28 protein-coding genes are annotated in these 22,967 nt (G+C 48.5%); 26 read left to right on the top strand and 2 right to left on the bottom strand.

What is annotated here, in order from left to right; genetic code table 11:
• Window positions 1–206: 206 nt before the first annotated feature.
• Window positions 207–581: a helix-turn-helix domain-containing protein gene (locus JOD20_RS19495; protein ID WP_204756877.1), complete on the top strand. Its 375-nt coding sequence runs from the start codon at window positions 207–209 to the stop codon at window positions 579–581.
• Here the strand turns inward: JOD20_RS19495 and JOD20_RS19490 are convergent.
• Window positions 542–901: a hypothetical protein gene (locus JOD20_RS19490; RefSeq protein WP_204756876.1), complete on the bottom strand. Its 360-nt coding sequence runs from the start codon at window positions 899–901 to the stop codon at window positions 542–544. The genes JOD20_RS19495 and JOD20_RS19490 overlap by 40 nt on opposite strands.
• Window positions 902–1,797: 896 nt before the next feature.
• On the opposite strand from JOD20_RS19490, the gene JOD20_RS26505 reads away from it, so the two are divergent.
• From JOD20_RS26505 to JOD20_RS19440, 10 genes are all read left to right on the top strand, one after another.
• Window positions 1,798–2,988: a hypothetical protein gene (locus JOD20_RS26505; protein ID WP_239583957.1), complete on the top strand. Its 1,191-nt coding sequence runs from the start codon at window positions 1,798–1,800 to the stop codon at window positions 2,986–2,988.
• Window positions 2,989–3,071: 83 nt separating this feature from the next.
• Window positions 3,072–3,866, top strand: coding sequence for a CBS domain-containing protein (locus JOD20_RS19480; protein WP_204756875.1), 795 nt, complete (start codon window positions 3,072–3,074; stop codon window positions 3,864–3,866).
• 23 nt (window positions 3,867–3,889) lie between these two features.
• Window positions 3,890–4,621 (top strand): hypothetical protein, encoded by a 732-nt coding sequence (locus JOD20_RS19475; RefSeq protein ID WP_204756874.1) that lies wholly within the window; start codon window positions 3,890–3,892, stop codon window positions 4,619–4,621.
• A 79-nt stretch (window positions 4,622–4,700) separates the two neighbouring features.
• Complete coding sequence (locus JOD20_RS19470) at window positions 4,701–5,609, top strand: excalibur calcium-binding domain-containing protein (protein ID WP_239583956.1); 909 nt, start codon at window positions 4,701–4,703, stop codon at window positions 5,607–5,609.
• Between the two features lie 199 nt (window positions 5,610–5,808).
• Window positions 5,809–6,915: a type I restriction endonuclease gene (locus JOD20_RS19465; protein ID WP_204756873.1), complete on the top strand. Its 1,107-nt coding sequence runs from the start codon at window positions 5,809–5,811 to the stop codon at window positions 6,913–6,915.
• Window positions 6,916–7,233: 318 nt separating this feature from the next.
• Window positions 7,234–7,629, top strand: coding sequence for an SH3 domain-containing protein (locus tag JOD20_RS19460; protein ID WP_204756872.1), 396 nt, complete (start codon window positions 7,234–7,236; stop codon window positions 7,627–7,629).
• A 253-nt stretch (window positions 7,630–7,882) separates the two neighbouring features.
• Window positions 7,883–8,551 carry a hypothetical protein gene (locus tag JOD20_RS19455; protein ID WP_204756871.1) on the top strand — a complete coding sequence of 223 codons (669 nt, stop codon included), beginning with the start codon at window positions 7,883–7,885 and terminating at the stop codon, window positions 8,549–8,551.
• Between the two features lie 4 nt (window positions 8,552–8,555).
• Entirely contained in the window at window positions 8,556–9,398 is an 843-nt protein-coding gene (locus JOD20_RS19450) for a serine/threonine protein kinase (RefSeq protein ID WP_204756870.1), read from the top strand.
• The gene (locus JOD20_RS19445) at window positions 9,398–10,594 is read left to right on the top strand and encodes a hypothetical protein (RefSeq protein ID WP_204756869.1); all 1,197 of its coding nucleotides are present in this window, start codon (window positions 9,398–9,400) and stop codon (window positions 10,592–10,594) included. Before JOD20_RS19450 ends, JOD20_RS19445 begins: the two co-directional genes overlap by 1 nt.
• Window positions 10,595–10,885: 291 nt before the next feature.
• A complete protein-coding gene (locus JOD20_RS19440; protein ID WP_204756868.1) occupies window positions 10,886–11,362 on the top strand; it encodes a hypothetical protein in 477 nt (158 codons plus the stop codon).
• Window positions 11,363–11,458: 96 nt separating this feature from the next.
• Here the strand turns inward: JOD20_RS19440 and JOD20_RS19435 are convergent, their stop codons facing one another.
• A complete protein-coding gene (locus JOD20_RS19435; protein WP_204756867.1) occupies window positions 11,459–12,118 on the bottom strand; it encodes a hypothetical protein in 660 nt (219 codons plus the stop codon).
• Between the two features lie 199 nt (window positions 12,119–12,317).
• Between JOD20_RS19435 and JOD20_RS19430 the strand changes: the two genes are divergently transcribed.
• The 15 genes from JOD20_RS19430 (at window position 12,318) to JOD20_RS26760 (ending at window position 22,882) form a co-directional block, all read left to right on the top strand.
• Window positions 12,318–12,581, top strand: coding sequence for a hypothetical protein (locus JOD20_RS19430; RefSeq protein WP_204756866.1), 264 nt, complete (start codon window positions 12,318–12,320; stop codon window positions 12,579–12,581).
• Window positions 12,582–12,750: 169 nt separating this feature from the next.
• On the top strand, window positions 12,751–13,251 hold the full coding sequence (locus JOD20_RS19425; RefSeq protein WP_204756865.1) for a hypothetical protein: 501 nt from the start codon (window positions 12,751–12,753) through the stop codon (window positions 13,249–13,251).
• A complete protein-coding gene (locus tag JOD20_RS19420; protein WP_204756864.1) occupies window positions 13,223–13,609 on the top strand; it encodes a hypothetical protein in 387 nt (128 codons plus the stop codon). Before JOD20_RS19425 ends, JOD20_RS19420 begins: the two co-directional genes overlap by 29 nt.
• 3 nt (window positions 13,610–13,612) lie before the next feature.
• Window positions 13,613–14,377, top strand: a complete 765-nt coding sequence (locus JOD20_RS19415; protein WP_204756863.1) for a peptidoglycan recognition protein family protein — start codon at window positions 13,613–13,615, stop codon at window positions 14,375–14,377.
• Window position 14,378: 1 nt separating this feature from the next.
• On the top strand, window positions 14,379–14,579 hold the full coding sequence (locus JOD20_RS19410; protein WP_204756862.1) for a hypothetical protein: 201 nt from the start codon (window positions 14,379–14,381) through the stop codon (window positions 14,577–14,579).
• Window positions 14,580–14,643: 64 nt separating this feature from the next.
• Window positions 14,644–15,210 carry a terminase small subunit gene (locus tag JOD20_RS19405; protein WP_204756861.1) on the top strand — a complete coding sequence of 189 codons (567 nt, stop codon included), beginning with the start codon at window positions 14,644–14,646 and terminating at the stop codon, window positions 15,208–15,210.
• Window positions 15,191–16,915 carry a hypothetical protein gene (locus JOD20_RS19400; protein ID WP_204756860.1) on the top strand — a complete coding sequence of 575 codons (1,725 nt, stop codon included), beginning with the start codon at window positions 15,191–15,193 and terminating at the stop codon, window positions 16,913–16,915. The genes JOD20_RS19405 and JOD20_RS19400 overlap by 20 nt, the downstream gene beginning before the upstream one ends.
• Window positions 16,915–18,480 (top strand): hypothetical protein, encoded by a 1,566-nt coding sequence (locus JOD20_RS19395; protein WP_204756859.1) that lies wholly within the window; start codon window positions 16,915–16,917, stop codon window positions 18,478–18,480. The genes JOD20_RS19400 and JOD20_RS19395 overlap by 1 nt, the downstream gene beginning before the upstream one ends.
• Complete coding sequence (locus tag JOD20_RS19390; RefSeq protein ID WP_204756858.1) at window positions 18,477–19,472, top strand: minor capsid protein; 996 nt, start codon at window positions 18,477–18,479, stop codon at window positions 19,470–19,472. Before JOD20_RS19395 ends, JOD20_RS19390 begins: the two co-directional genes overlap by 4 nt.
• The gene (locus JOD20_RS19385) at window positions 19,469–19,741 is read left to right on the top strand and encodes a hypothetical protein (RefSeq protein WP_204756857.1); all 273 of its coding nucleotides are present in this window, start codon (window positions 19,469–19,471) and stop codon (window positions 19,739–19,741) included. Before JOD20_RS19390 ends, JOD20_RS19385 begins: the two co-directional genes overlap by 4 nt.
• A 34-nt stretch (window positions 19,742–19,775) precedes the next feature.
• Window positions 19,776–20,510 carry a hypothetical protein gene (locus JOD20_RS19380; protein WP_204756856.1) on the top strand — a complete coding sequence of 245 codons (735 nt, stop codon included), beginning with the start codon at window positions 19,776–19,778 and terminating at the stop codon, window positions 20,508–20,510.
• Window positions 20,510–21,130: a hypothetical protein gene (locus tag JOD20_RS19375; protein ID WP_204756855.1), complete on the top strand. Its 621-nt coding sequence runs from the start codon at window positions 20,510–20,512 to the stop codon at window positions 21,128–21,130. Before JOD20_RS19380 ends, JOD20_RS19375 begins: the two co-directional genes overlap by 1 nt.
• Window positions 21,131–21,162: 32 nt before the next feature.
• The gene (locus JOD20_RS19370; RefSeq protein WP_204756854.1) at window positions 21,163–22,251 is read left to right on the top strand and encodes a major capsid protein; all 1,089 of its coding nucleotides are present in this window, start codon (window positions 21,163–21,165) and stop codon (window positions 22,249–22,251) included.
• Window positions 22,252–22,305: 54 nt separating this feature from the next.
• A complete protein-coding gene (locus JOD20_RS19365; protein ID WP_204756853.1) occupies window positions 22,306–22,713 on the top strand; it encodes a helix-hairpin-helix domain-containing protein in 408 nt (135 codons plus the stop codon).
• Between the two features lie 34 nt (window positions 22,714–22,747).
• Window positions 22,748–22,882 (top strand): hypothetical protein, encoded by a 135-nt coding sequence (locus tag JOD20_RS26760; RefSeq protein ID WP_275580646.1) that lies wholly within the window; start codon window positions 22,748–22,750, stop codon window positions 22,880–22,882.
• Window positions 22,883–22,967: the final 85 nt, after the last annotated feature.

Here is a 22,967-nt window from a genome sequence, read left to right as displayed (position 1 = left end):
AGAAACTATGTAGTAAACTTATAATTATTTTTTGAACTGTTCTGTAAATCGAACACTTTATCCTAAAGTAGCTCCACCTATGTGGAGTTCCTGCTCCGGTTGATTGTTTCCTCAACCTCGTGTATTATGTGTCGGATTGTACACTAAATCGAACATCTGTCAATCCCTGAATTCCGTCCTATTACTATTCCCTTGAGAGGTGTTTCATGCTTGGGTTATCCAGTCTCCTGTCGCAAGAACTGGCTTCCCGCAACTGGTCGTTGCGGGAACTTGCCACACGCTCTGGCATTGCCGTTTCAACCCTCTCCAATCTCATCAATAAGCCCGATGTCATGCCCGATCTTCGTACCTTGAATGCCTTGTCTATTAGCCTCAACCTGCCCATCCGCCAGCTTGTTGAAGCCTGTGGCATTCCTGTGGACGCTCACCCCAGCGATGAGGATGCCACCATCCAAGCCCTCATCACTGCCGTCCCCGAGGTACGCATGTTTCTGAACTTATTGGGTCAACTCTCGCCCGATGATCGTGCCGCTATCTTGTCTCATTTGCGCTGGAAAGTCGAAACGTCGACGAACGCCTGATCGCCATCCTGACAAGCGGGTTGTCCCCGACCCGCTTTGTTTTGATCATCAACCACTGGTCGCTCCCCCACTGATTGACTCTCGTCAACAAGCTGCCGATCAATGTCAACACTTTCTATCCAGTCAAGCACAGCGGTCTTATTGTTGTGCGCTGCCGAATACTGCTCCAACAGTTCTACACCGACACGAACATGATCAACCTGGGCATCAGCATCAGCAGGCGTGGCATGATGCATTGAACCAGCGGTTACGCGGCGGGCATTGAAAAGTATATCAAGCCCTCCAAAAATCCCTGAGCGGAGAAGATGGTCACACGACATGGTGTTGTCCCTCTAACTGGGGTGAATGAGCGTGCATCGACAACGAGGAAGTGAGCAAATACTGTCGATGCAATAGTAAAAATTATGAATGAAACGTTTTATTTTTGCAAGAATCAAAGTGGCATGAATCACGCACAAATACATTTTCTTGTGCGGATATTAACGATATTCTTATAAACCTCATTAAATGAAAGTAAAATTTAGTAATTTTTACAGGCATGTGAAACGGTAGTGCCTTTCAAGAGTGAAATAATTGCTTTGAATATATTCATTCACGAAAGTAATACCCCAAATAATTAATCCAAACACGGTATAATTTTGCCAGTATTAACCCAAAAGGGTTAGTCAAAGATGCTATTATCAATTGTAAACAGGCTATAGCGCTGGGATTTACAATTGATAACGATTGATAACACTGTAATGCACAGGGGGTGTTATCAATTGATAACGATTGATAACGATTGATAACACTGGTTAAAGAGGATTGATGAGCGAAATGTTTATGAAACGACAACAAACGTTGTTAGTTTATTGTTGCTCGCTGCGGCGGCTGCCGGATCAACAACACATGATGCTGGTATATTGTCGAAAGCGCGTAGCATCATTTATCATCAACAACAAAGCAACAATATAGCGATAACATAGCGCGAATAATCGTTGTTGCTTTTGCTCCAGCTGGCCAGCATCTGCGGCTAAATCTATAACAGTACAGAATTAACTGATCAGGCTGGGCTGTCTTGTATTAGTTCTATCTAGCGCATGTAAGTATTTCATAAGCACTCACCCTCACCAGCTATCTGAGACTAAATCTTCAAATATTCCTTTATTCCATGCAAAATCTCGCAATCGATTGCATCTAAATACAATGAGGATTCTTTTGTATTAGGAGTTTTGTGATGCGTCGTTGGTTTTCTATGCTTATGCTGGGGGTGCTCGTGATAGCAGGGATGCCCAGCATCGCTGCGGCCCACAATCTTTGTTTTAACGAAACAGGTTTCTGTCTCGAAGATCCTTTTAGTGACTATTGGGAAAGTAATGGAGGATTGCCGGTCTTTGGGTATCCTATTAATGCTGCTACCGATGAAGCGAATAGTGATACTGGGCAAACCTATAAAACCCAGTGGCTGGAACGCAATCGGTTTGAAATTCATCCAGAGAATGCAGGCACACCCTACGAAATTCTCTTGGGATTATTAGGAAAAAATCGTCTTGCTCAACTTAATCGCGGCGTAGAACCACGCGAGGCTGGGGCGATTGCAGGCTGTCTCTGGTTCGAAGATACTGGACACAATGTCTGTGATCAAGCTCAAGGACTCGGCTTCAAAAGTTACTGGCAATCAAACGGGCTAAAAATCCCCGGTTTAGATGCCTATGCTCGTTCGTTGCAACTCTTTGGACTTCCATTAACCAGTGCCACCATGGAAACCAATGCCAATGGCGATACCGTGATAACCCAATGGTTTGAACGTGCACGCTTTGAATGGCATCCTAACAATCCCGATCAATACAAAGTGCTTCTTGGATTACTCGGGAAAGAAGTGCGGGAAAATACTCCTCCACCGCAACCAATCATGCTGAGCGGGATTGGGCCAAAAGTGACCGATCCTCTTATGATTCCGTTTGGTTATGCACGCGCCACCTTTACCCATGATGGCCGCAGTAACTTTATTGTGTGGGCCTATCAAGGCTCGGATCGTGATCTGATTGTCAATGAAATTGGCGGATATAACGGCAGTCGCTTCGTTACTGGCAAGAAAGAAACCTTTTTTGAAATAGATGCTGATGGAACATGGTCGTTACGTCTCGAGCCGCTCGGCTACAATCAAGGGATTGCCACTAGTGGAATCGAAGGACGAGGAGATACGGTCAGCGATCTTTTTGAGCCGGCTAAAATCGGTAATATCCCCTATCGATTTAGCCACAATGGCAACAGTAACTTTATTGTTTGGGTCTACTGTGCTGGTGGGCGGGATCTTGTTCAAAACGAGATTGGCCCTGTACAGAGTGAAGCAGTAGCACGATTCAGCAAAGGCCCTTGTTTCTACGAAGTGCAAGCTGATGGTGATTGGAGTATTGCACCCAAATAACCATTCTGCTAGTATCTGAATGCTGGGTAGAGAGGCTGGAATTTAGATTTCAGCCTCTTGTTTACTTCGTTATTGAGGATAGAATGGCTAGAAATTTAACACATCAGAATCCAATAGTACTTTGTGATAATCAACGTATTTATTTTCGGGATTTATTCAGGAGTGCCCGTGCCAAAGCACAGAAGAATGCTGAGGATTTTCAAGACATTCTATTTGCCTTAGAGAAACTGGGAATTACTCTAACGTCTCCTAAAAAAGGAACCGACGCAAGTCTAAAAGCCTATCAAACAAAAATATGCGCTCTAATCAGTACAATATGTCTTGATACAACATCGCCTTATTATATTGATCCAGAAAAACTCTATACGGCTGTGACATATTATCGTAATGACGCACTTCATCAAGGTGCTGTCGCGAGAAATCTTACATCACATGCGATACGTTTAGCTTTATTAATTGAGGCAGCTCTAATGTCTAATCAAGATACAGTGAATGCTTTTATGGTTTCAAACGTGGTGGTTGCTGAAGATTGGCATCCTATTTCATTTGTACGACAACAGATGTTAGGAAATTCATTTTCCTATTTACCATTATTCCATGAAGATGATTGGTATCTTATATCCGACTATCATATAGTTAAGTACTTAAGATTCAACCTACAGTCAAATAATCAACGAATAGAAAGATTATCTACCTCTATTAAAGCGGCATTAACTGATACTAATAACCAACTATATAAAGAAAAAGCAAATCTCTGCTATATTGATACTACCATCTTAGAAGTATTAGAAAAAAATATAAATAAGCCGTTTATTGTTACTTGTTCAAACAATAGATCTCGAATATTAGGAGTTATAACACCTTTTGATATACTTTGATTTAATAGAGAAGGTAACATCACATGGATATGTCAGCCGCAGATTTAGAAGTATATCTTCATATCATTGAAGCATCAATCAATGATCAATCTATTGATAACCATCAATTCCTAGCCTTCGTTAAATCATCAGTGCTTAATGCTATTCGCACTGGAATGTTAGATGTTGCGAATAAAACTGATCGAGAACTCCAAAAATTGGTCTTTGCTTATATACCTCAACTAGCAAACGAAACAACCTTGTCAACAAAACTCACCCTCAATTATACCGATGGATTACTAGAGGATGCGCTGAATGCTGTTAATAATGAAAATACACTCCTCGCAATCATTCTTTATGCAACATGGTGTGAACATTGGATTAATGGCATCATCACAAGCATTGCTCGACGACAAGGCCAGTCAGATGCAGATATCAAAAGATTGATTCGCAAGCATAATCTTGGTGATAAATATACCAAAGTGCTTGATGGCCTTGGCCTGCCCCGTTTTGATGAGTCAATTCGCGAGGCATTACGAGCACTTGCGAAACAACGAAATGATTTTGTTCATTACAAGTGGGAACCGTTGATTGTCGATGATCCAGCTTCGCTCACGTGGTTTGAGGAAATTGACCAATTACTTGCTTCCATGCCAGCCCATATCGAAGCCCTCAAAGCCTATGAAAATCGCCATGTGTATTTTGGAGTTATTCCCCGGATTGATAGGGTTTTTGAACGACTTGCTGAGCAATTAGCCCGACAAACACAAAAATAAACTTCTTTACTTCACATCCAAAAAATGCATGAAGAGTGCATCTAAATACTATATCATCAGTTTGTTAAGGAGTCTTTGCATGCGTCGGCTCATCTTCCTTCTATGCTCTCTGAGTCTTATCGTGCTGTTTCTTCCACAAGCAGCAACCGCCCACAACCTTTGCTTTTCACAATCAGCGTTTTGCCTTGATGATCCATTCTCGGATTATTGGGAAGCCAATGGTGGTCTCGCCGTGTTTGGCTATCCCATCAGCGCAGCTGCAGGTGAAGCTAATCCTGACACTGGGATGGTCTATCAAACACAATGGCTAGAGCGGAATCGCTTTGAGTACCATCCTGAAAATGTTGGTACTCCTTATGAAGTGCTCTTAGGATTGCTTGGAAAAGAGCGACTGACACAACTCGGTCGCACTGCTAATGCCCGCGAAGCTGGACCAATCCCAGGGTGTTTGTGGTTTGAGGAGACCGGGCATAATGTCTGTGATCAAGCTCCAAACCGAGGATTCAAAAGCTACTGGCAATCGCATGGATTAACGATACCAGGGCTTGATGTATATGCACGATCATTACAACTTTTTGGACTTCCTCTTACTAGTGTAGCCACTGAAACGAATGCGAATGGCGATACTGTTCAAACCCAGTGGTTCGAGCGCGCTCGATTTGAATGGCATCCCAATAATCCTGATGAGTTTAAGGTATTGCTTGGATTACTTGGGAGCGAAGTGCGAAGCGTAACCCAGCCAACCGCAATCCCGATGCCGCAACCAACGGGAATTCCACTCCCGACAGCAACGGCTCTTCCAACTGCAACACCAACACTTACATCAACGTCTGTCCCACGATGTGATCCTTCCTATCCTGATGTCTGTATTGCACCACCACCGCCAGATCTTGATTGTGGTGACATCCCATATCGTCGATTTAGAGTTTTGGCACCCGATCCACACCGTTTTGATCGCGATAAAGATGGTATTGGGTGCGAAAGTTAAGAAAATAGGTCGGCAGCATCACCTCCTCACTTAGATAGTGCTGCCGACCTATACCTGAATAACACAAATGTTTGTCTTGTAGCGTTAGTTAGGAGGTGGTAGACTTCAAGGCACTTCGTTTGTTAGGCGTGTAGAGAGCGCTTATCGCAGTGTGTGTAGGAACTAGGGTAACCGCATTCTTGTTTAGAAGGGAATGACCATGGATCTGATTGACCGTCTGCGCGATCTGGCCACCCGTGTTACCAAGCAGCTGGAGTATATTCAAACGGAAGAGGCAACCAAAAATGCCCTAGTTATGCCCTTCTTAGCCTCACTGGGCTACGATGTCTTCAATCCTCTCGAAGTAACCCCCGAACTGAATGCCGATATTGGCTTGAAAAAAGGTGAAAAAGTTGATTATGCGATCCTGCGTGATGGAAAGCCGGTCATGCTCCTCGAATGTAAGCATCACAATGCCGATTTGGGTAAGGCCCATGCTTCCCAGTTGTATCGCTATTTCAGCGTAACTGAGGCTCGCTTTGGGATTCTTACGAATGGCCTCTCCTACTGGTTTTACACCGATCTCGAAGCGCCCAACAAAATGGATACCAAACCCTTCTTCGAATTCAACTTGCTTGATATTCGTGAACAAGATGTTGACGAACTAAAGAAATTTACCAAAGCCACCTTCGATGTAGCTGGCATCGTCACGACCGCCAGCGAGCTGAAATATACCCGCGAAATTAAGCGGATCATGGGCGAACAACTCACCAATCCCTCGGAAGAATTTATCAAGTTCTTCGCGACCCAAGTCTACAGTGGCCGCATGACCGCCAACATGCGCGAGCAATTTGGCCAGACCACCCGCCGAGCGCTGCGCAACTTCATCAACGACCAGGTGAACGATCGGCTCAAAACCGCATTGGGAACCGATACACGGATCACGATCGAGGAAACCCCAGCTGCTCAAGCAGCAACCGACGAGCCAGTGACCGCAGCCGACAAAGAAGCCACGGGCGTGCTGACCACGATGGAAGAGCTTGAAGCCTTCTACATCGTGCGCTCCATCTTGCGTGAAGCCATCGATGCCAAACGCATCGTCATGCGCGATAAGCAGAGCTACTGTGGCATTCTGCTCGATGACAACAATCGCAAGCCCATCTGCCGGCTCTGGCTGAACTCAACCACCACAAAATCGATCAGCCTCTTTGATAACCAACGCAAAGAAGAAAAAGTTCAAATCAAAGATATTGATGATATCTATAAGTTTGCTGATCGGCTCAGAGCTACCATCGCGGCCTATACCAATCCCAAGGCTGAAGCATAAACCTAGTTGATTAGTGTTTGGTCACATCTAAATAGAGGTGACCAAACATCATGCTATTAATTGCATGCAAAATTCACCCTCACAGTGCATCTAAATAGAGAAAGCCCTTAGAATTGCGAGGTTCCTATGCTCCATCGCTTCATCCTTGGATTCTGCCTTCTCATCGTTATTGGATGTGGTGGCGCAAGCACGACACTTGTCCCAACAACATCGACCCAATCCAAACTCTCAGCAAGTACGGCTCGGCCTCAGCGATCGCCAGCGACAGCACGGCCTGCACCAACATCTACTCCAGAACCCACGGCTTTGGTTGTTTCTGTGCCTGCAACCTCGAACCTGCGACAAGGCCCAAGCACCCGCTATGACGTGATTACTAAGATTGCGCCAAGCGATGCGATTACGATTCTCGCTCAACGCACGGTTTATGATGAATTGTGGTATCACGTTAAAGTTGGAGATTACGATGGATGGATGAGCGCTAGTCTGTTTGATGTTTCTAGCGAACAACAAGCAGTATTGACCCTTGATCGCTCGGATCTCCCCAGGTTGCCAACTGTGGTTCCCACTGCTCGACCGCGCCCAACAGCACGGCCTGCTTCAAACTCAGGCCAACGGGTTGGAGCTATTTGTCGCGACGGTTCACGCTCCTATGCAACTGGACGTGGTGCGTGTAGCCATCATGGTGGCGTTGATCATTGGTTATATGGGCCGTAGCGGGAGTATTTAACCACTCAGACAGAGCTATCAAAGCACTCAATAGATCTAATATTTCTTATGAATTAACTGTGGATAACTAGGAATTTACCTGTTTATAGACTGTTGATAGAAAGACATTGGAGGGGCGCAGACCTTTAGTAAATACGCGCAAAACTCGTAAGAAACTCATACGATTAGCGTCTTGTAATATTCATCACAAAGGCGTATTATACAATTCTTCTTTGTGCAATAACGCTTACTGGAGCGATCTATGAGTGTCACCTATTTTAGCCGTCGGATCAATGGCCCAGAAGCAATTATTGAAGATGCTGTAGCACATCACCTCCCTCAGTTGCTTCTTGGTCGGCAAGAATTTTGGACTGCTGGTTCACTGACCGTTGGGGCAGGAAAGCCAGATCTGTTAGCGACAACTTTCCAGCCTGAGGTAACGAAGCTCACACGAGTTACGCAAGATCCAATTAATATCATGTCATATCTTCGTAGAATCAATAAAGCTCGGCTTGAAACCATCGCTGAGCGAGTGCTTCAAACGAGCCGGAATGTGTGGGAACAGTTATCGAATCTTATTGAATTAAATATTGTCGAACAATCAGGATATACCTATGCCCTTGCCCCAACGTGGCGTTCCATCTTGCCTGAAATCGTGAGCGTCGAAGCAAAGGTAAGCGATTGGCGCAAGGCAGTCGCTCAGGCACATCGTAATAAGATATTTGCCCATCGTTCGTATATTGCAATGCCAACCCGTGTTGCCATACGGATTCAGCTTGAACCCAGCATTCAAGATCTCGGGATCGGTATTCTTGCAGTCAATGCAGCACACCAAGTAGAGGTTATCAAATCAGCTAGACGTGATAATCCCAAAGTTTGGAGTTATTATTATCGGCTGGCCTTGATACTTGCTCAAAACAAAAAGGAGTAATCTTATGAGTTTTTATATAGTTCCTCTTGAAGAAGCTCAAAAACTTTATCCAGATTATACTTTCATTAAAGCACTTACGCCTAGTGCGCAAAGGGCAGCGTTTCATGTTAGAGATGAGAAAGGAATTGATCTTTGTTTAAAGATCATACATGATAATGATGATGATGAGCGCCTCCGACGTGAAATTGGGGCGCTTTATGATATGAATCACAAAAACTTGGCGAAACTTATTATTTATGAAAATTCTGTGCGTTATGGCGTTCAACGGCATTATCTAGTCGAACATTTTATTGATGGATGTGATTTCACTGAAACACTTTCCAAAGCCCCATTATCTCTGGATAATATTATCCATATCTTTTCTCAGTTATGCGATGGACTTTCAGTATTAAACGATAAAGGTATTGTTCATCGTGATTTGAAACCAAGTAATATCCGTATCAATAAGAATAATGATCCTGTAATTATTGACTTCGGAGTAGCGAGGCATTTAAGGTTACCTGATTTGACTAGCACACAGCGAGGTGCTGATATAGGAACTCCTTTGTATTTTGCTCCAGAGCAAACACGTGGAAACAGAAGAGAAATTGAACATCGGACAGATCTATTTGCACTGGGTATCATATTATATGAGGCTGCTGTAGGTACACATCCTTTTGCCGATATACCTGGTGATCTATATCAAAACATCCAATTATCTACTGCTTATTTAATGAATCCCGATTATATAAACCTCCCTCCTCTACTTAAGATAATCATCAAAAAACTTTTAGAAAAAGAGAGAATAAATCGCCCAATGAACGCAGGACAGGTAAAATTATTATTGCAAAAATTAGGAGGTTCTTAATGAAAAGAGGTGTATGGTTTCAATATGGTTCTGGTAGTCAGAAAATTATGCTAGATTTGGCAAAGACAGGTGTTGGACAAGGAGCTGTATTTAGTCCAAGAGATATCTCTCAGAACTCAATGATTACCAATGCAAAAAAGCTTAAAAAACTAGGTTTTGAGCTGATGATTGATCAACAATATCATATTCCTAGTTATTCAAATAAAAATCTACAATCCTATAGTATGAATAATCATAGAAATCGAATTTCAAAGCTAGTTGAAATTGATAGCGATGGTTTATTATCATTACAGAGAGATTTATTATTTATAAATGAGAAAGTAGGTACTAATGCTGTTATTGCTCCAGCAGTTATTTATGAAGCATCAGACGATAAAATTACAGATCTCAATGAGAAGCTTTTTAAAGCAGCAAAACAGGTTGGGGATAATCTTGGAATACCTACTTATGCTAGTATTATAATAGGAAGGTCAGCTGTTATATCTGATAGTAATATCATGGCTCTTCTATCAGATATAACAAGGCTAAACGCTGATGGATGGTATTTCTCCTTCGAGTTTTCGGATGAAAAAATGCCATCAAATCCAGATGAAATTTATAGCTTTCTTAAAGCTGGCTTATTATTAGCTAATACTGGAAAACCTCTTTTTCATGCATTTGCTGGACCACTCGGCCTACTATCATATGCTTTTGGCTCAACAGCGGTTGGGGTAGGACAAATAAAAAATCTATGGCAATTTACAAGAAGCCGATGGGTAGTGAGAACTACTAAATTTATTCCTAAAAAACACCCACCGAAATTTTTTTCCTATCCTCTATGGGGTAATATTGTTCATCCAGATGAAACTGGGAATTTAATCCCTATACTTAGAAGTAAGATCTTAGAATATTCGCCGTATTCAGAACAAGTAGAAAAGGAAATTGATAATTGGCCTAGTCCATATCCTAAAAAACATTTACTATATATTCTTTCTAAGCAAATTGAAGAAATAGCATCTAAAAATAATATAAGAGAAAGTGCTATATATGCAATCAAAAAATTAAATCAATCACAGAAAATACAAGAAGAAATAATAAACTCATATATAACGATAAGAGATCCATTACTTAAAGTTCAGAAAAATTGGCTTAGAGGATTGAATAAATACGTACAAGATATGAACGATGAGTTTGATTATTTAGGATTCCTAAAATAAAATAGTTTTTAAAGCCTAGCTTACAAGCTAGGCTTTCTTCATTTAACCGCCAACTCGGCGCAGGGAACTCCTTCTGGTTTATTCCTGAGGGCATTCTATTGCATATTCGCCTGAAACGAAGTTTTGGGCTACACCACTAGGTTCGTCCGATATCGAGTCATGCACTATAACGGCTTTTGGCTCTTTATTCGCACCGAGGGCTATGAGGGCTATATCGAAGAAGGCTATGGGATGCTCACTATCGAGCAACGTGAACAACTGAAATAACTGATGATCAGAAAGGAGCGCTCGATGCTTACAAAACTCATTAATGGCTATCAACGCTGGGCGTGGATTCCCTGGGTCATGGGTGTGGGTTTAATGGTGGCCGGACTCATTACCTTACGCCAACCCATGCTTAATTCATCTTCTTCATATGAATTTGAAGAACAAGTGTATCTTGCCACGATCGGGATAGGAATTCTGATCATCCTCGTTATCTTGAGTGGTGTTGCACATTTTTTTACTCGGATGCATTTTGTCTGGGATCTCGTGTGGATGAGCGCTGCACTCTTGATGCTCTGTGGAATTATTTCATGGAGTGGAAATACCTATAAACAAGACTCTCGCTCGCGTCAGTATACTGAGGTCAGAGGACAGCATAATGTGTTTTTCTATCAACGTGCGGAATGGTTTGTCTTTGGTGGTGCGGCGTGTATCCTTCTCACCAGCTCAATCCTGATGCTTGAACCTCCCACTGATCGCGATCATTCTTCTCAGGTACTATAGTACCCCACGCTCATTCTCTCCAGTAATCAGCCCATGGTGCAGACGATCCACCGATTTAAGAAACACCGCTAGATCGTCTGCTTGACTTAGATGCGTTTATTGGAGGGCAAAATGACGCGCATCTTTATTCTTCGATTGGTCGCGATTGATCACCAGTAAGGGATTGGGATCATCACGAGCAACCAAGATCGGAAAATAGACTTCTGTCGTATCACCCTTTGCGACCGGGGTATCAAATCGCGGTTCAATACAACATGGTAAGCCCTGCATAGTAGGCACTTCCAGATATTCACCATTCGTTAGGACTAGGAGTGACACGAGTGATCCATCAAGGACTACTGGTTCGGTGAGAACATTCCCATGCTGTATTTCCGCTCGAACCAGCCCAACCTCATAGCCAGCTGGTGGACCAGCATATGCCGGATCAAAAGTTGCAATATCCTCTAATGCCTGCGTACCACGCACAAAATCAATGACTTTGAATGATAAAGAAATATCGGAACCTGCCATGATCAGGCGTTCGCCTTTGATCACAGGTTCTTTGGCCGAGGCAAATTCAAACGACGATACATACTCCTCATCAGGATCAAGATAAATAACGGTTACCTGAACGATACTCTCGGTCGGTGCTGGCGTATTGGTTGATGGCATATTGGTTGATATGGGTTGTTGAGAAGGTGATGGAAGCGTTGTACTTCCACATGCTGAGATCAATCCCGCAACGAGTAATCCACCAGCGAGTAATCGAAATCGCATAACTCCGCCTTTCTTTCTACCGATATTGCTGACCATACGGATTACGTCCATTGCGCGTTACAGTCTTGTATGAGCGCTTTTATTAAGCTATGTTTGAAAATGTGGGATATGTGGGATAAATAGCCCCATTTTCATTGACAATTAGTACACATGTGCTATAATTTCCGCAATCGTATCGACGCAACCAAATGAGGTCATGATGACAGCACGATTTCATGGCAAAGTTATTTTTGTTTTGGAATCGCCAGGCAACTGGCCTGAAGTTGCGCGGATCGTCACCATCAAACGCAACAACAACGAATCAGCGCTTTCTTTTCTCAAACGCTGCCAGCGGAATGGTGAAACGTTCAAACAACAACGATTTGCTTCAACCAAGCAATCCCTAATGGCGACGATGGAAGTTGAATACGCAGACGACCAGCCAACGCTGGCGAAAATCATCCTCGCGCCGACCACCAATTAATGAAGAGCGAACTTCGCTCTTTATGTGACTAGCTTCCTTTTGGGCTAGCCATGGCGACCTAGGCAACTAGGCGCACGACTGATGCGATACCCGCAAGGTCGATACTCCCCGAATACATTTGGGGCGTGTTGATCCTGCGGGTTTTTGTTGTTTTCAAGGATTTGTTTCTATGGCCGAGGCTGAGCACGCAATCAAACTCATCAACAACAACGGCATCATCGGGATTCTCGTCGTGCTGTTGTTTTTTCTGAGTAAATCGGCAGCGCCAGCCGTCAGCACGGTGTGGGATTGGTTTGTTTCCTATTTCAATCCGACGCGAGCTGATGCCAAGGAACAACAAAAGAAGGAGGATCTCGACCGTGATGCTCGCTTGCGCAAAGAGGAGCTTGCCCTGTTGTCGCATGTGTATGATGGCGAGCTGCTCGATGCCTACAAGAAAAATACCGAGGTCAATACCCAAGTCGTGATGACCATGCAAGCGATTCAAATTGAGTTGCGAGCATCACGCCAAGACCTCGACGATATGAAGCTGGATATTGCCGGCATTTATGCCTACACGCGACAGCCACAACCGAGCCGCGAACGCCGCAATGTCACACAACCTAATCAACCATTACCAATGATTCAGGAGGGTAAACCCAATGCTCGCAACCATCAACGCCATCGCTAATGTTCTTGTTCCGCTGCTGCTCTCAGTCATTTTTGGCATCGTGGCCAGCTCAGGCCCATCGCTGATTAAGCTTGGCACGGCCTTCATTAATTCCAAATTGACCGAGCATCAGCAAGCGGTGTTGTATGCCGCCGTGAAGGTGGGCGAACGGGCCGCTGCTGCGCAAGGCTTCACCCCTGAACACGCATGGGCAACCGCCAAGGACGTTGCTGTTCAAGCTGCCATTGACTATGCCAAGCGGTTCAACATCGACCTTGATCCTAAAACGCTGACTCCCTTGATTGAGGCTGAAGCAGCTAAACAAGAGCGGCTGCGGCCAATCCTTTCCATTGTTCCCGCTGCAACAGACGGAGTGTAGCCCATGGGTATCGCCAGTCTGCCAATTGTTGATATTCGGCATCTCCTGCTGCGTCGCCCATCGCGCTATCTCGTCACGCGGCTGCTGAAGCTTATTACTGGGAGCGTTGATCATTACAACGGCCCCGAAACCGCAATAGCGGCATCGATCGATGCAGAGATTCGGCATTTGCAGGCGATTGCGCACTATCACGTTGGCAAAATCTGGGGCTATGCCAATGGGATCGCGATTTATGGGCACGGCATTATGTATCACTACGCCGTGGGCGCAACGGGCACGATTTATTGGCTGCGCAACCTGAGCGACATCCTTTGGCATTGTGGTCATGGCACCGGCAACACCACAACCGTCGCTGTCCACACGCCGATTGGTGGCAAGCAACACCCAACCGATAAACAGTGGAATGCAAAGGTCATGCTTTTTGAGGCGTTGGCCGATGATCGTGGCTTCAATGTGAAGTCAAATACCAAAGGGCATATGGAGTGGGGGCAGAGCGAATGCCCCGGCCCAGTGCTCATGCCAATGCTTGACGCATGGCGCAAGGAGCCAGCCGCGCCAGTCATCAAGCGCTATCGCATTAAATTCAATGATGCGAATTGTCGGCAAGGCCCAGGTCTCAACTTTCCTGTGGCCGCAACGTTCCACGCAGGTCATGAGTTTGATGGTAAGCGCATTCTAGGTCAAGCCATCAATGGCAATCCATGGTGGATTCATCGCGCTATCGATGGCCTCGGAATGTTTCACGAATCCTTATGTGAGGAGGTCTAAATTGGATGTTTTCATTGGCATCACGTTGATTGTGCTGTTGATCGTTCTTGTGGCTCACTCCCTTACTCGCTTGCATGTCGATGTCAACAACCTGCTGGCTGGCACCCATCATTTGATTGATCGCCCACCAGCGTGGCGCACGGGCAAACCCGACCGCGCTCATCGTCGCCGGAACGCACGCAAAACAACGTCACGCAAATAATTATTGACAGTAAATCTATTACTATCCGCCGCGCCAGCGGCGACATCACTGAAGTAGGCCATTGATGACCAATGAAGTACACGACAACCTCAAATATGCAGCAGACAAGCCCTTAACCAAAAAGGAGCAGGCGTTTGTGTATGAGTATGTCAAAGACTTCAACGGCACGAAGGCCGCTCAGCGAGCAGGCTATTCAGAGGACAATCCTCGCGCTGCATCCGTGACCGCAAGCCGCATGCTAACAAAAGCTAACATCATGCGCGCGATACGAGACTTGGTGGCCGAACGCGCCATGAGCGCCGATGAGGTGCTTGATCGCTTAGCCCGCATCGCACGCGGCACGATCGAGCCATTCATCACCAAAGGCAATGCGATAAACCTGAAAACTGTGGAGGCGCAGGCGGACATCGGGCTGGTGCGCAGTTTTCAAGAAGGAACGTCCAAAGTCGGTGCCAAGCTGGAGTTGCACGATGCACTGAAAGCGCTGGAGTTGATTGGCAAGGCCAATGGCGCGCTGACCAATATCAAAGATTCGTTGTTGGCCAACCTTGATGTGAGCAAACTCACGCCTAATCAAATTCGGGCCATTGCAGCAGGCGAGGATATCATCGATGTCTTACTTAACCCCTAATACGAATCTGCGGATTAAGCCGCCACTCAGCCTGCAAGTCCGCGCCAAGGCCATCCTTGAACTGCGCGAACGCGGTTTGGAGGATGTATCGCCGTTTGCCGACTATCAGTTCAATCCTGAGGGCTACACCAAAGACAAGCTGGGCTGGCAGCCATGGCGCGGCACAGGCATCGACGAGCCTGGGCAGGTTGAGATTTTCGAGGCCTATACGCTTGCGTTGCGCCAACAGTTTGAACGAGAAAAGTACGAGAACGGCGAAGCCTACGATGAAACCGTGTGGCAGCCGGGGCAGATCATCAAGAATCGGATACGGATCGAAGCAGGCCACGGGGTGGGCAAGACCAAAGGCATGAGCGCCTTGGTGAGCCATTTCTTAGATTGCTTTCGGCCCAGCATTATCTACACCTTTGCCCCCAGTTGGGATCAGGTGAAAAAGCTGCTCTGGAAAGAAATCAAAACCGACCGCAAAAAGGCCAAGCTGCCCGGTCGAATTCTGGAGACCTGTGAAGTCATCATCGACGACAACCATTTTGCGAGTGGCAAGTCAACCGATGATAGCAATGGCAAGGGCGGCGAGCGGGTACAAGGGCAGCACGGCAAGTTTTTGATGTTTGTACTGGACGAGGCCGAAGGCATTCCCAAGTTTGTCTATGAGGCTATCGATTCGATGACGAGTGGCGGGATCGTGATTGTGCTGATGATTGCCAATCCCAAAACACGCAACAGCCATTTCTATCACCAAGCCAAGTACAGCAACGTGCTCTCGATGCGGATGAGTTGTTTACAGCACCCGAATGTGGTGGCTGATAAAACTGTGGTGCCAGGGGCGGTGAAACGCAGTTATGTCACCGACATGATCGAAAAGCACTGCCAAGAAGTAGACGGGCCAAACCCTGATTTATTCCACTTCCAATTGCCATGGGATGCCACGACCTGGTATCAGCCAAACAATGAATTTATGTTCCGCGTGCTGGGCATTCCGCCGGAGAACGCCAGCATCAATACCTTCATTCCGGTTGGTCGATTTGAGGCAGCAGTCAAACGTGGCAAACAGCCCATGGTTAACGCAACCGCTGACCCAACCAAGGCGCGGATCGGGGTGGACTGTGCGCGCTGGGGTGATGATACCGGGGCGGTGTATCTGCGGCACAACGGGCACATTAGCAAGGTTGCTCGCATCGAGCAGCAAAACACCTTTGTCTATGTTGAGCATATTAAGTTCGCCGCATTGAAGCTGCCTGAGGATGTAACTAGTCTGCATATTCGCGTCGATGGTACGGGTGGTTTTGGTGCAGGCATTATCGATCGCTTACTGGTTGATCCCGAATTGCGGCGACGCTTTCGTAACTATCAGGTGATTGAGGTCATGTTTGGGGCGCTGCCCTCGCCGCACAACAGCGAGGAGTACGCCAACTGCGTGACCGAGATGTACGCTGAAACGGCAGAGGTCTTGAAGGACATTGCCATTATTCAGCCCGCCGAGCAGCTCGAAATTGATTTGACCGATCGTCAGTATGGCTATCAGTCGAAGGGGCAGCTCGAGCTGAAACGCCTTGAACCCAAGGATGATTTTCGCAAACGCCATAAGCATAGTCCTGATGATGGTGATGGCTTGGTCTTGTGTGGCGCTCCTGACTTTTGCTTTGATCACCTGTTAGTAAGCAATGACGATGAAGCAATGCCTGGCTCATGGGGGAGCTACTAATGCCAACTGCCTTTGACACACTCTCCGTTGAATTGGCTAAGAAACGGCTGCCTTCTACGCCCGAAAGCGTCAAGAGCGCGGTGTTGTTTCGTGATGGCGATCACTGGCAGGGTGGCGCAGCGTGGACTGGCCCCACGCCTGCCGCTGGCGATACAAACGCGTCCGAGGTGATGACCCGTATCCAACGCGAGTTTGTGTCCAGCAATGTGATTGCCGAGGTGGTTGAACGGCATATGAATGGAGCGATTGGCCGTGAGCCGCAGTGGAGCTATGCCGTGCGCCGCCCGCTACTGGAGGATGAACAACCAACCGACCCCGAGCAAATCTTAATCGACGAAGCCGAAGCAGCCATGACGAGCTGGTGGGATCAGCGCAATGTGTTGGGCATCCTGCAAGAATCAATTGCCACTGCTGTGGTGCATGGGCGTGCGGTGCTGCGCTTGTTTATTCCGCCTGCTGCGGTCGATGGCGGGGTAATCCAACGACAGCCAACCTTGGCCGATGCCTTGAATCTCATTTGGCTCGATGTGCTGGCCCCAGATCAGGCTGGGGTCAGCCGCGACAAAGCCACCATGCAAGCCTGTGGCGTGTATGTCTACACCAACGCCGACAAAAAAGAAGTTGCGGAAGTGACCTTCCTTGATGGCCTCGATACCGTGGTGCGCACGCTCGAAGGGGAGGCGGTCACGGGCGAAACGCGATTGCCGCTGATGGGTCACTTACTGATGCTGGAAATCACCTGCAAGCCCATCATCAGCCTGTCGATGCAGCAGATGCAAAAGGCCTTAAACATGACCTTGACCATGCTGCAACACAACATCGTCATCAGTGGCTTTGTCGAACGCGTCTTGTCGAATGCCCAAATGCCCTACGACGAGGTGGACGATCCGGCGAATGCTGGGCAAAAGATGCGCGTCTATAAGCCCTATGACATTGGCCCCGGCAAAACGACCAATCTCGTGGGTGTACCGATTCGGGATGAGCGCACGAAGGTGATCACCGGTTATACCAACCCATCGGTGCAATGGCGTGACCCGTCACCCGTGACGACCTTCATTGACACCGATGCCGCCATTTATCGCCGCATGCTCAACGAGTGTAAGCAGCTGCATGCGCTGTTGAGTGGGGATGCGGTTGCTAGCGGCGAAAGTCGTAAACAAGCCTTGCTCGATTTCGCGATGGCGCTTGGCCCAACGGCCACCGCCATCAAACAGCTGGTGCGCTGGCTGCTCGAAGCGACCTTGGCCCTCGCAGCCCACTTTGCTGGTCGCCCGAACGCCTTTGATAGCCTGCGTGCGGATGTGATCCCACGCCTGTGGCTCGGCAGCTTAAGCAGTGAGGAACGCAATTTCTTGCTTGCAGCCTATGAAAAAGGGGCCATCAGCCATGACTTGTTCTTAGGGCTGATCGATGTGGAAGATGTCGATGCCGAGAAAGCCCGCATTGCGGCGGAGCAGGAAGCCAAGCAGCTTCAGCAAACCCGCACGCTGGCCGCAGCGCTCGCAACCAACCAAGCACGGCTCGACAGTGGTGCCGCGAGCACGGGTCTGGAGCAACCGGAATGATTAATGTCGTTGCCATTGCGACGCAGTTTCGCAACGAGTTGTTGGTAATGAACGCGCGCGCCATGGACGATTTGACCAACCGCTGGCGTATGGTCGAAGCCGCGTTGAAGGCTGAGATCGAGGCCTTGGCATTTCAAATGAGCCAAGCCAAAGCCGAGGGGCAAACCGTCAGCGAGTCGCAACTGTATGCGAACGATCGCTACCACGCGTTGTTGGTGCAACTCCAGCGGGAATTGGCAAAGTACAACGCCGATGCAGCTGCACTGATTCAGGCGCAACAATTGAGTTTCGCCAGTATGGGGGCCGAGCAGGCCACGGCGTGGTTGCGCTATTCCGGCGCGATTCAAGGCTCATTCTATCAATTGGGCAGCGGTGCATTTGAAAACATTGCTGCTTTGGCACGGGCTGGCAATCCGCTCGCTGATTTGTTGAGTGCTGCCTATCCAGCAACGGCGCAGGCCATCACCGACGAACTGCTGAAGGGGTTGGCGTTGGGCAAGAATCCGCGCACGACCGCGCGGAACATGGTCAACGATGGACTGACAACCAGTCTCAATCATGCCTTGCTCATCACCCGTGATCAGTCGGTTCGGGCAGCACGGTTGGCAACATTGCAGCAGTATCAAACGAGTGGTTTGACTACCGCTTACATGCGAATCGCGGCACGCCAACGGCGTACCTGTCTGGCCTGTCTAGCGCTTGATGGCACGGTCTACCCAACCAACGTCATGATGCCGCTGCATCCTCAGTGCCGGTGTGCAATTCTGCCAATTTTAAGGAACCGCGCGCCGCTGGCGATGTCAACGGGCAAGGAATGGTTTCTGGAGCAAAGCGCAAAAACGCAGCGCGATATGCTTGGCCCAGGTCGGTATGGACTCTGGAAACAGGGTGCATTTCAATTCGAAGATTTAGCGACGGTGCACAGCGGTGGCGTTTGGGGCGCAAATGCCCAAGTCACCACGGTGGCCGCATTACAAAGGATAGGACAATGATGGAATTCAATGATGCTGCGCGAGCAATGCAAGCGTTGGGTTCAACGGAAGCTCACGAATCGCTGCGTGAATCGTTGGTGCGATTAAGTCACAGTCTTGAAGGGTTTGTGGTACTCAATCCACCACCGCACCTGTTCGATGATTTCATGCATCCACGCATCCATCCATCCCGTGTTGGTGATCCACCAGCGCGTGCAGGCGAAGCATCACCAAATCGCAAGCCAAAGCCATGGGAATCGGTACGCTGGCAGCCACGACAGAAGCGCTAGCACCAATCCTTAGTATTTATAGGAGTTCTTTGCAATGGTTCGTTTCTTTCGCTCAATCAAATTATTTACTGCTGATAACGGCGGCGGTGGTTCCGGTAGTGGCGGCGGTGGCAATCCAGCCCCAGCCAACCCGCCTGCCAATCCACCGACTAATCCGCCCGCTCCTAATGGTGGCAATCAACCCGATATTGCGGGGCAAATTGCCAATCTCGTTGCGCGCCAAGGTGGCCCTGATGCAGCGCTCATGCTGTTGATGCAGGAGAACTATCAGTACCGCGACCAGAATCGCCAGCTGCGCGAGCGCACGCCGGAAGGTTCCGTGGTGCTGACGGGCGACGATGTGCAGCGCTGGCGCGACTATCAAGCCCTTGGGCAGATCGATGAAGTGCGCACGCGTTTGACCGAGCGCGAGCAAGCCCAAACCGAGCTGGCCAATCTGCGCACCCAAGCGACCATTCGCGGTGTTGCCGAGGCCATGCAGTGGAAACCAAACGTGCTCGAGCGCTTGGCCACGAATGTCACCTTTGTCACCAAAACCGAGGGCGACAAGACCACGATCAGCGTCAAGGACGGCGACGTGGAAACCCCACTCCAAGACTATGCCGACAAGCATTGGAGTGAATTTATGCCATCCCTCACGATCGGTAGTAACCCTCCACGGCGAGGAACGGGCTTTATCCAGCAAGGTGCTGGCAATCCCAAGAAAGATGATCCAATCACGACCCACAATCAGCGGATGGGGTATGCCCTTCCAAAGCGAGGTAATTAATGGCCGACGTAAACAGCTATCCAAACCAACTTACCAGCCCTGCATGGGCGGGCGATTTTCTCAATCGTGAGCACGTATTACCAGGTGGCGCGAAGGTCGATGCTAGTCAGTTTCTGGCAACCGATGGCGCAGTCGTCACCCTAACCGCCAATGCCGCATCGGTGGCAACCAGCATTGCGGTGAGCGCGTTGGCCAACCCCATCCCCAGTGGCACGTTGTTGCGCTTTGGCGTGGGCAAATTAGCCTATACCACGGCCAATGCCGCCGCTGGCGCGGTCACCATTGCAGTCGAAGCCTTGGCTGCTGGTCTCACGAGCGGCGATAAAGCCACCTATAAAGGCAGTGGCATGAAGCCTGTCACCATCCTTAGCGGCACGTTATTGGGCCGAACGTGGGCCGAACGCGATGCAGGCACGGCCTTTGGCCCCGCTACTGATGCTGATGAAGAAATCTATTTCTTGGCCCAAGACATTACTGATGCCAGCAAAAACAACGATGCTGATTTGTATCGGCATGGTGGCATCGTCAAAGAAAACTTTGTGCCGGGCTGGGCGGCGCTCAGCAGTACGCTCAAAGCCTTTGTGCGCAGCCGCTACCAATGCACCATCGGCAAAGCCTAATCATTTCATTCACTGTCTAGGAGTCTGTTTCTATGGCTGATATTGCAAGTTTAATTGCCCAAGCCCGCGCTGATGGCACGCTCATCAATTTGGCAAGGAATGTCTTGGCCCAGTTCGGGCGACCGCAGCGGCGCTATCTTGGTGCAGAGCTGTTACCTGAACGCACCGTCGAAGAAAACCAATATACCGAAGATGCGATCCGCTATCGCACCGTCGTGGCCAATGGTGGCACGCGCTATAGTCCCGCGCAAAAGAAGGGTGGCGACCTGATCGGTACCTTCGATGTCAAGCTGGCCCATAGTGATATTGCCCGCGAATTGACGGGCCGTGACTATGACATCCTGTTGCGCTATTTAGGTCGCAATGCCTCGATGGAAGCCATCGCCGCCTTGACGAATTGGGCTGAAACCACACTCAACTTGGCCTTGATTGAGGTCAACGAAGCATGGCGCTGGCAGGCGATTGTTGATGCAGCCGTGGTTGTTGAAGGCGATAACGCCTTCAAGGAAACCGTACAGTTGGCCAATCCCGCAGGCCATCGCGTCAACGTGGCAGGCGATTGGGCCAATGATACCTACGACCCCTTCCAAGATATTTACGCCATGGTGAATTTGCTGCAAGGCAAAGGCTACACCGTGGGCCGGATCATCACCGGCACGCCCGTCATTACCAAATTGTCGCTCAATAAAAATGTGCGCCAACGCACCAGCCACTTTGTAACCACCAATGGCAATGCCTTAGAGCTCGCTGCTGGCCTTGGCAACTTGGCGGGCATCAATGCCGCCTTGCAATTGGATAGCTTGCCGCCGATTGAGCGCTATGACTTGCGCTATCGCACCCAACAAGGCGATGTGCGCTTTCTGCACGCGCAAGCCTTCGTGATGGTGGCCTTGACGGGTCAAAACGAAGAGCTTGATCTGCCGGATGGCGAACAAAACCTGATCACCGACACCTTGGGCTATACCGCGATTGGGCGGGCCGCTGGCCAAAGCGAGCCAGGGCGGGTGATTCGAACCGAGCACTTTGAGAATAAACCACCCCGCATTGAAGGCGAGGCATGGCAAACAAGCTTTCCCGTCATTACCGAGCCAGAAGCGATCGGCGTGTTGAAAAACATCTAGAGAACAGGAGACGGTTTCAGGTCTATATGGCGTTGTTGTAAAGGAGTTTTTTCAATGGCCAACGTTCAAGTCACTTTAGCCGATTCATGGATTCATATGGGCGTGACCTACTTGTCCGGCGTGCATACCCTCGATGAGTCGATTGCCACTGTGTTGGTTGCGGCCAACGCAGCGACCAATCCAATGCCTGTTGCTCCAGCGGCTGCCGAGCCGGTGCAACGGGTCGAAACCCCCAACGCCGACGGCGCAGCGACCCCAACCAACGATGGTGGCGAAGCGCCAAGCGGCGAGCCATCAGCAACACTTGAGGTAATCGTGGGCAGCAAGGCAGCTGCCAGCTTGGCCGCAGCGGGCTATACCAGCTATGGCGATGCGATTACCGCTGATGATGCCACGTTGAGCGCCATCGACGGTATTGGCGAAGCCACGATTAAGAAATTGCGCGAGCACAAGGCGGCCTAAGATGCCACATACCGACGACAGCATAAAGCAGGTCATGCAAGACGAACTGCTGGCCACGGCGGATGTGTTGGGATGGACGGCAATCACGCATAAGGGCTATACAACAGCCTTACGGCGCACGTTGCGGCGGTTGAATCTCCCAAACACGGTGGCCTCAACGGTGGTATAACGAAAGTGGTGCAAAATTAACGAGAGCCAGGTGGACTATACTTGGAAATGCAACAGACCAAGGAAAGGACCACCATGACTCCCAG

Origin of the sequence: Herpetosiphon giganteus (genome assembly GCF_016907925.1) — a bacterium.
Lineage (GTDB): Bacteria > Chloroflexota > Chloroflexia > Chloroflexales > Herpetosiphonaceae > Herpetosiphon > Herpetosiphon giganteus.
This window is presented reverse-complemented; position numbering and strand designations above follow the sequence as displayed.

Bases quoted from the DNA above. Each gene is read 5' to 3' on its own strand.
- JOD20_RS19495 (WP_204756877.1), top strand. From the start codon at position 207: ATGCTTGGGTTATCCAGTCTCCTGTCGCAAGAACTGGCTTCCCGCAAC.
- JOD20_RS19490 (WP_204756876.1), bottom strand. From the start codon at position 901: ATGTCGTGTGACCATCTTCTCCGCTCAGGGATTTTTGGAGGGCTTGAT.
- JOD20_RS26505 (WP_239583957.1), top strand. From the start codon at position 1,798: ATGCGTCGTTGGTTTTCTATGCTTATGCTGGGGGTGCTCGTGATAGCA.
- JOD20_RS19480 (WP_204756875.1), top strand. From the start codon at position 3,072: ATGGCTAGAAATTTAACACATCAGAATCCAATAGTACTTTGTGATAAT.
- JOD20_RS19475 (WP_204756874.1), top strand. From the start codon at position 3,890: ATGGATATGTCAGCCGCAGATTTAGAAGTATATCTTCATATCATTGAA.
- JOD20_RS19470 (WP_239583956.1), top strand. From the start codon at position 4,701: ATGCGTCGGCTCATCTTCCTTCTATGCTCTCTGAGTCTTATCGTGCTG.
- JOD20_RS19465 (WP_204756873.1), top strand. From the start codon at position 5,809: ATGGATCTGATTGACCGTCTGCGCGATCTGGCCACCCGTGTTACCAAG.
- JOD20_RS19455 (WP_204756871.1), top strand. From the start codon at position 7,883: ATGAGTGTCACCTATTTTAGCCGTCGGATCAATGGCCCAGAAGCAATT.
- JOD20_RS19450 (WP_204756870.1), top strand. From the start codon at position 8,556: ATGAGTTTTTATATAGTTCCTCTTGAAGAAGCTCAAAAACTTTATCCA.
- JOD20_RS19445 (WP_204756869.1), top strand. From the start codon at position 9,398: ATGAAAAGAGGTGTATGGTTTCAATATGGTTCTGGTAGTCAGAAAATT.
- JOD20_RS19440 (WP_204756868.1), top strand. From the start codon at position 10,886: ATGCTTACAAAACTCATTAATGGCTATCAACGCTGGGCGTGGATTCCC.
- JOD20_RS19435 (WP_204756867.1), bottom strand. From the start codon at position 12,118: ATGCGATTTCGATTACTCGCTGGTGGATTACTCGTTGCGGGATTGATC.
- JOD20_RS19430 (WP_204756866.1), top strand. From the start codon at position 12,318: ATGACAGCACGATTTCATGGCAAAGTTATTTTTGTTTTGGAATCGCCA.
- JOD20_RS19425 (WP_204756865.1), top strand. From the start codon at position 12,751: ATGGCCGAGGCTGAGCACGCAATCAAACTCATCAACAACAACGGCATC.
- JOD20_RS19420 (WP_204756864.1), top strand. From the start codon at position 13,223: ATGCTCGCAACCATCAACGCCATCGCTAATGTTCTTGTTCCGCTGCTG.
- JOD20_RS19415 (WP_204756863.1), top strand. From the start codon at position 13,613: ATGGGTATCGCCAGTCTGCCAATTGTTGATATTCGGCATCTCCTGCTG.
- JOD20_RS19405 (WP_204756861.1), top strand. From the start codon at position 14,644: ATGACCAATGAAGTACACGACAACCTCAAATATGCAGCAGACAAGCCC.
- JOD20_RS19400 (WP_204756860.1), top strand. From the start codon at position 15,191: ATGTCTTACTTAACCCCTAATACGAATCTGCGGATTAAGCCGCCACTC.
- JOD20_RS19395 (WP_204756859.1), top strand. From the start codon at position 16,915: ATGCCAACTGCCTTTGACACACTCTCCGTTGAATTGGCTAAGAAACGG.
- JOD20_RS19390 (WP_204756858.1), top strand. From the start codon at position 18,477: ATGATTAATGTCGTTGCCATTGCGACGCAGTTTCGCAACGAGTTGTTG.
- JOD20_RS19385 (WP_204756857.1), top strand. From the start codon at position 19,469: ATGATGGAATTCAATGATGCTGCGCGAGCAATGCAAGCGTTGGGTTCA.
- JOD20_RS19380 (WP_204756856.1), top strand. From the start codon at position 19,776: ATGGTTCGTTTCTTTCGCTCAATCAAATTATTTACTGCTGATAACGGC.
- JOD20_RS19375 (WP_204756855.1), top strand. From the start codon at position 20,510: ATGGCCGACGTAAACAGCTATCCAAACCAACTTACCAGCCCTGCATGG.
- JOD20_RS19370 (WP_204756854.1), top strand. From the start codon at position 21,163: ATGGCTGATATTGCAAGTTTAATTGCCCAAGCCCGCGCTGATGGCACG.
- JOD20_RS19365 (WP_204756853.1), top strand. From the start codon at position 22,306: ATGGCCAACGTTCAAGTCACTTTAGCCGATTCATGGATTCATATGGGC.
- JOD20_RS26760 (WP_275580646.1), top strand. From the start codon at position 22,748: ATGCAAGACGAACTGCTGGCCACGGCGGATGTGTTGGGATGGACGGCA.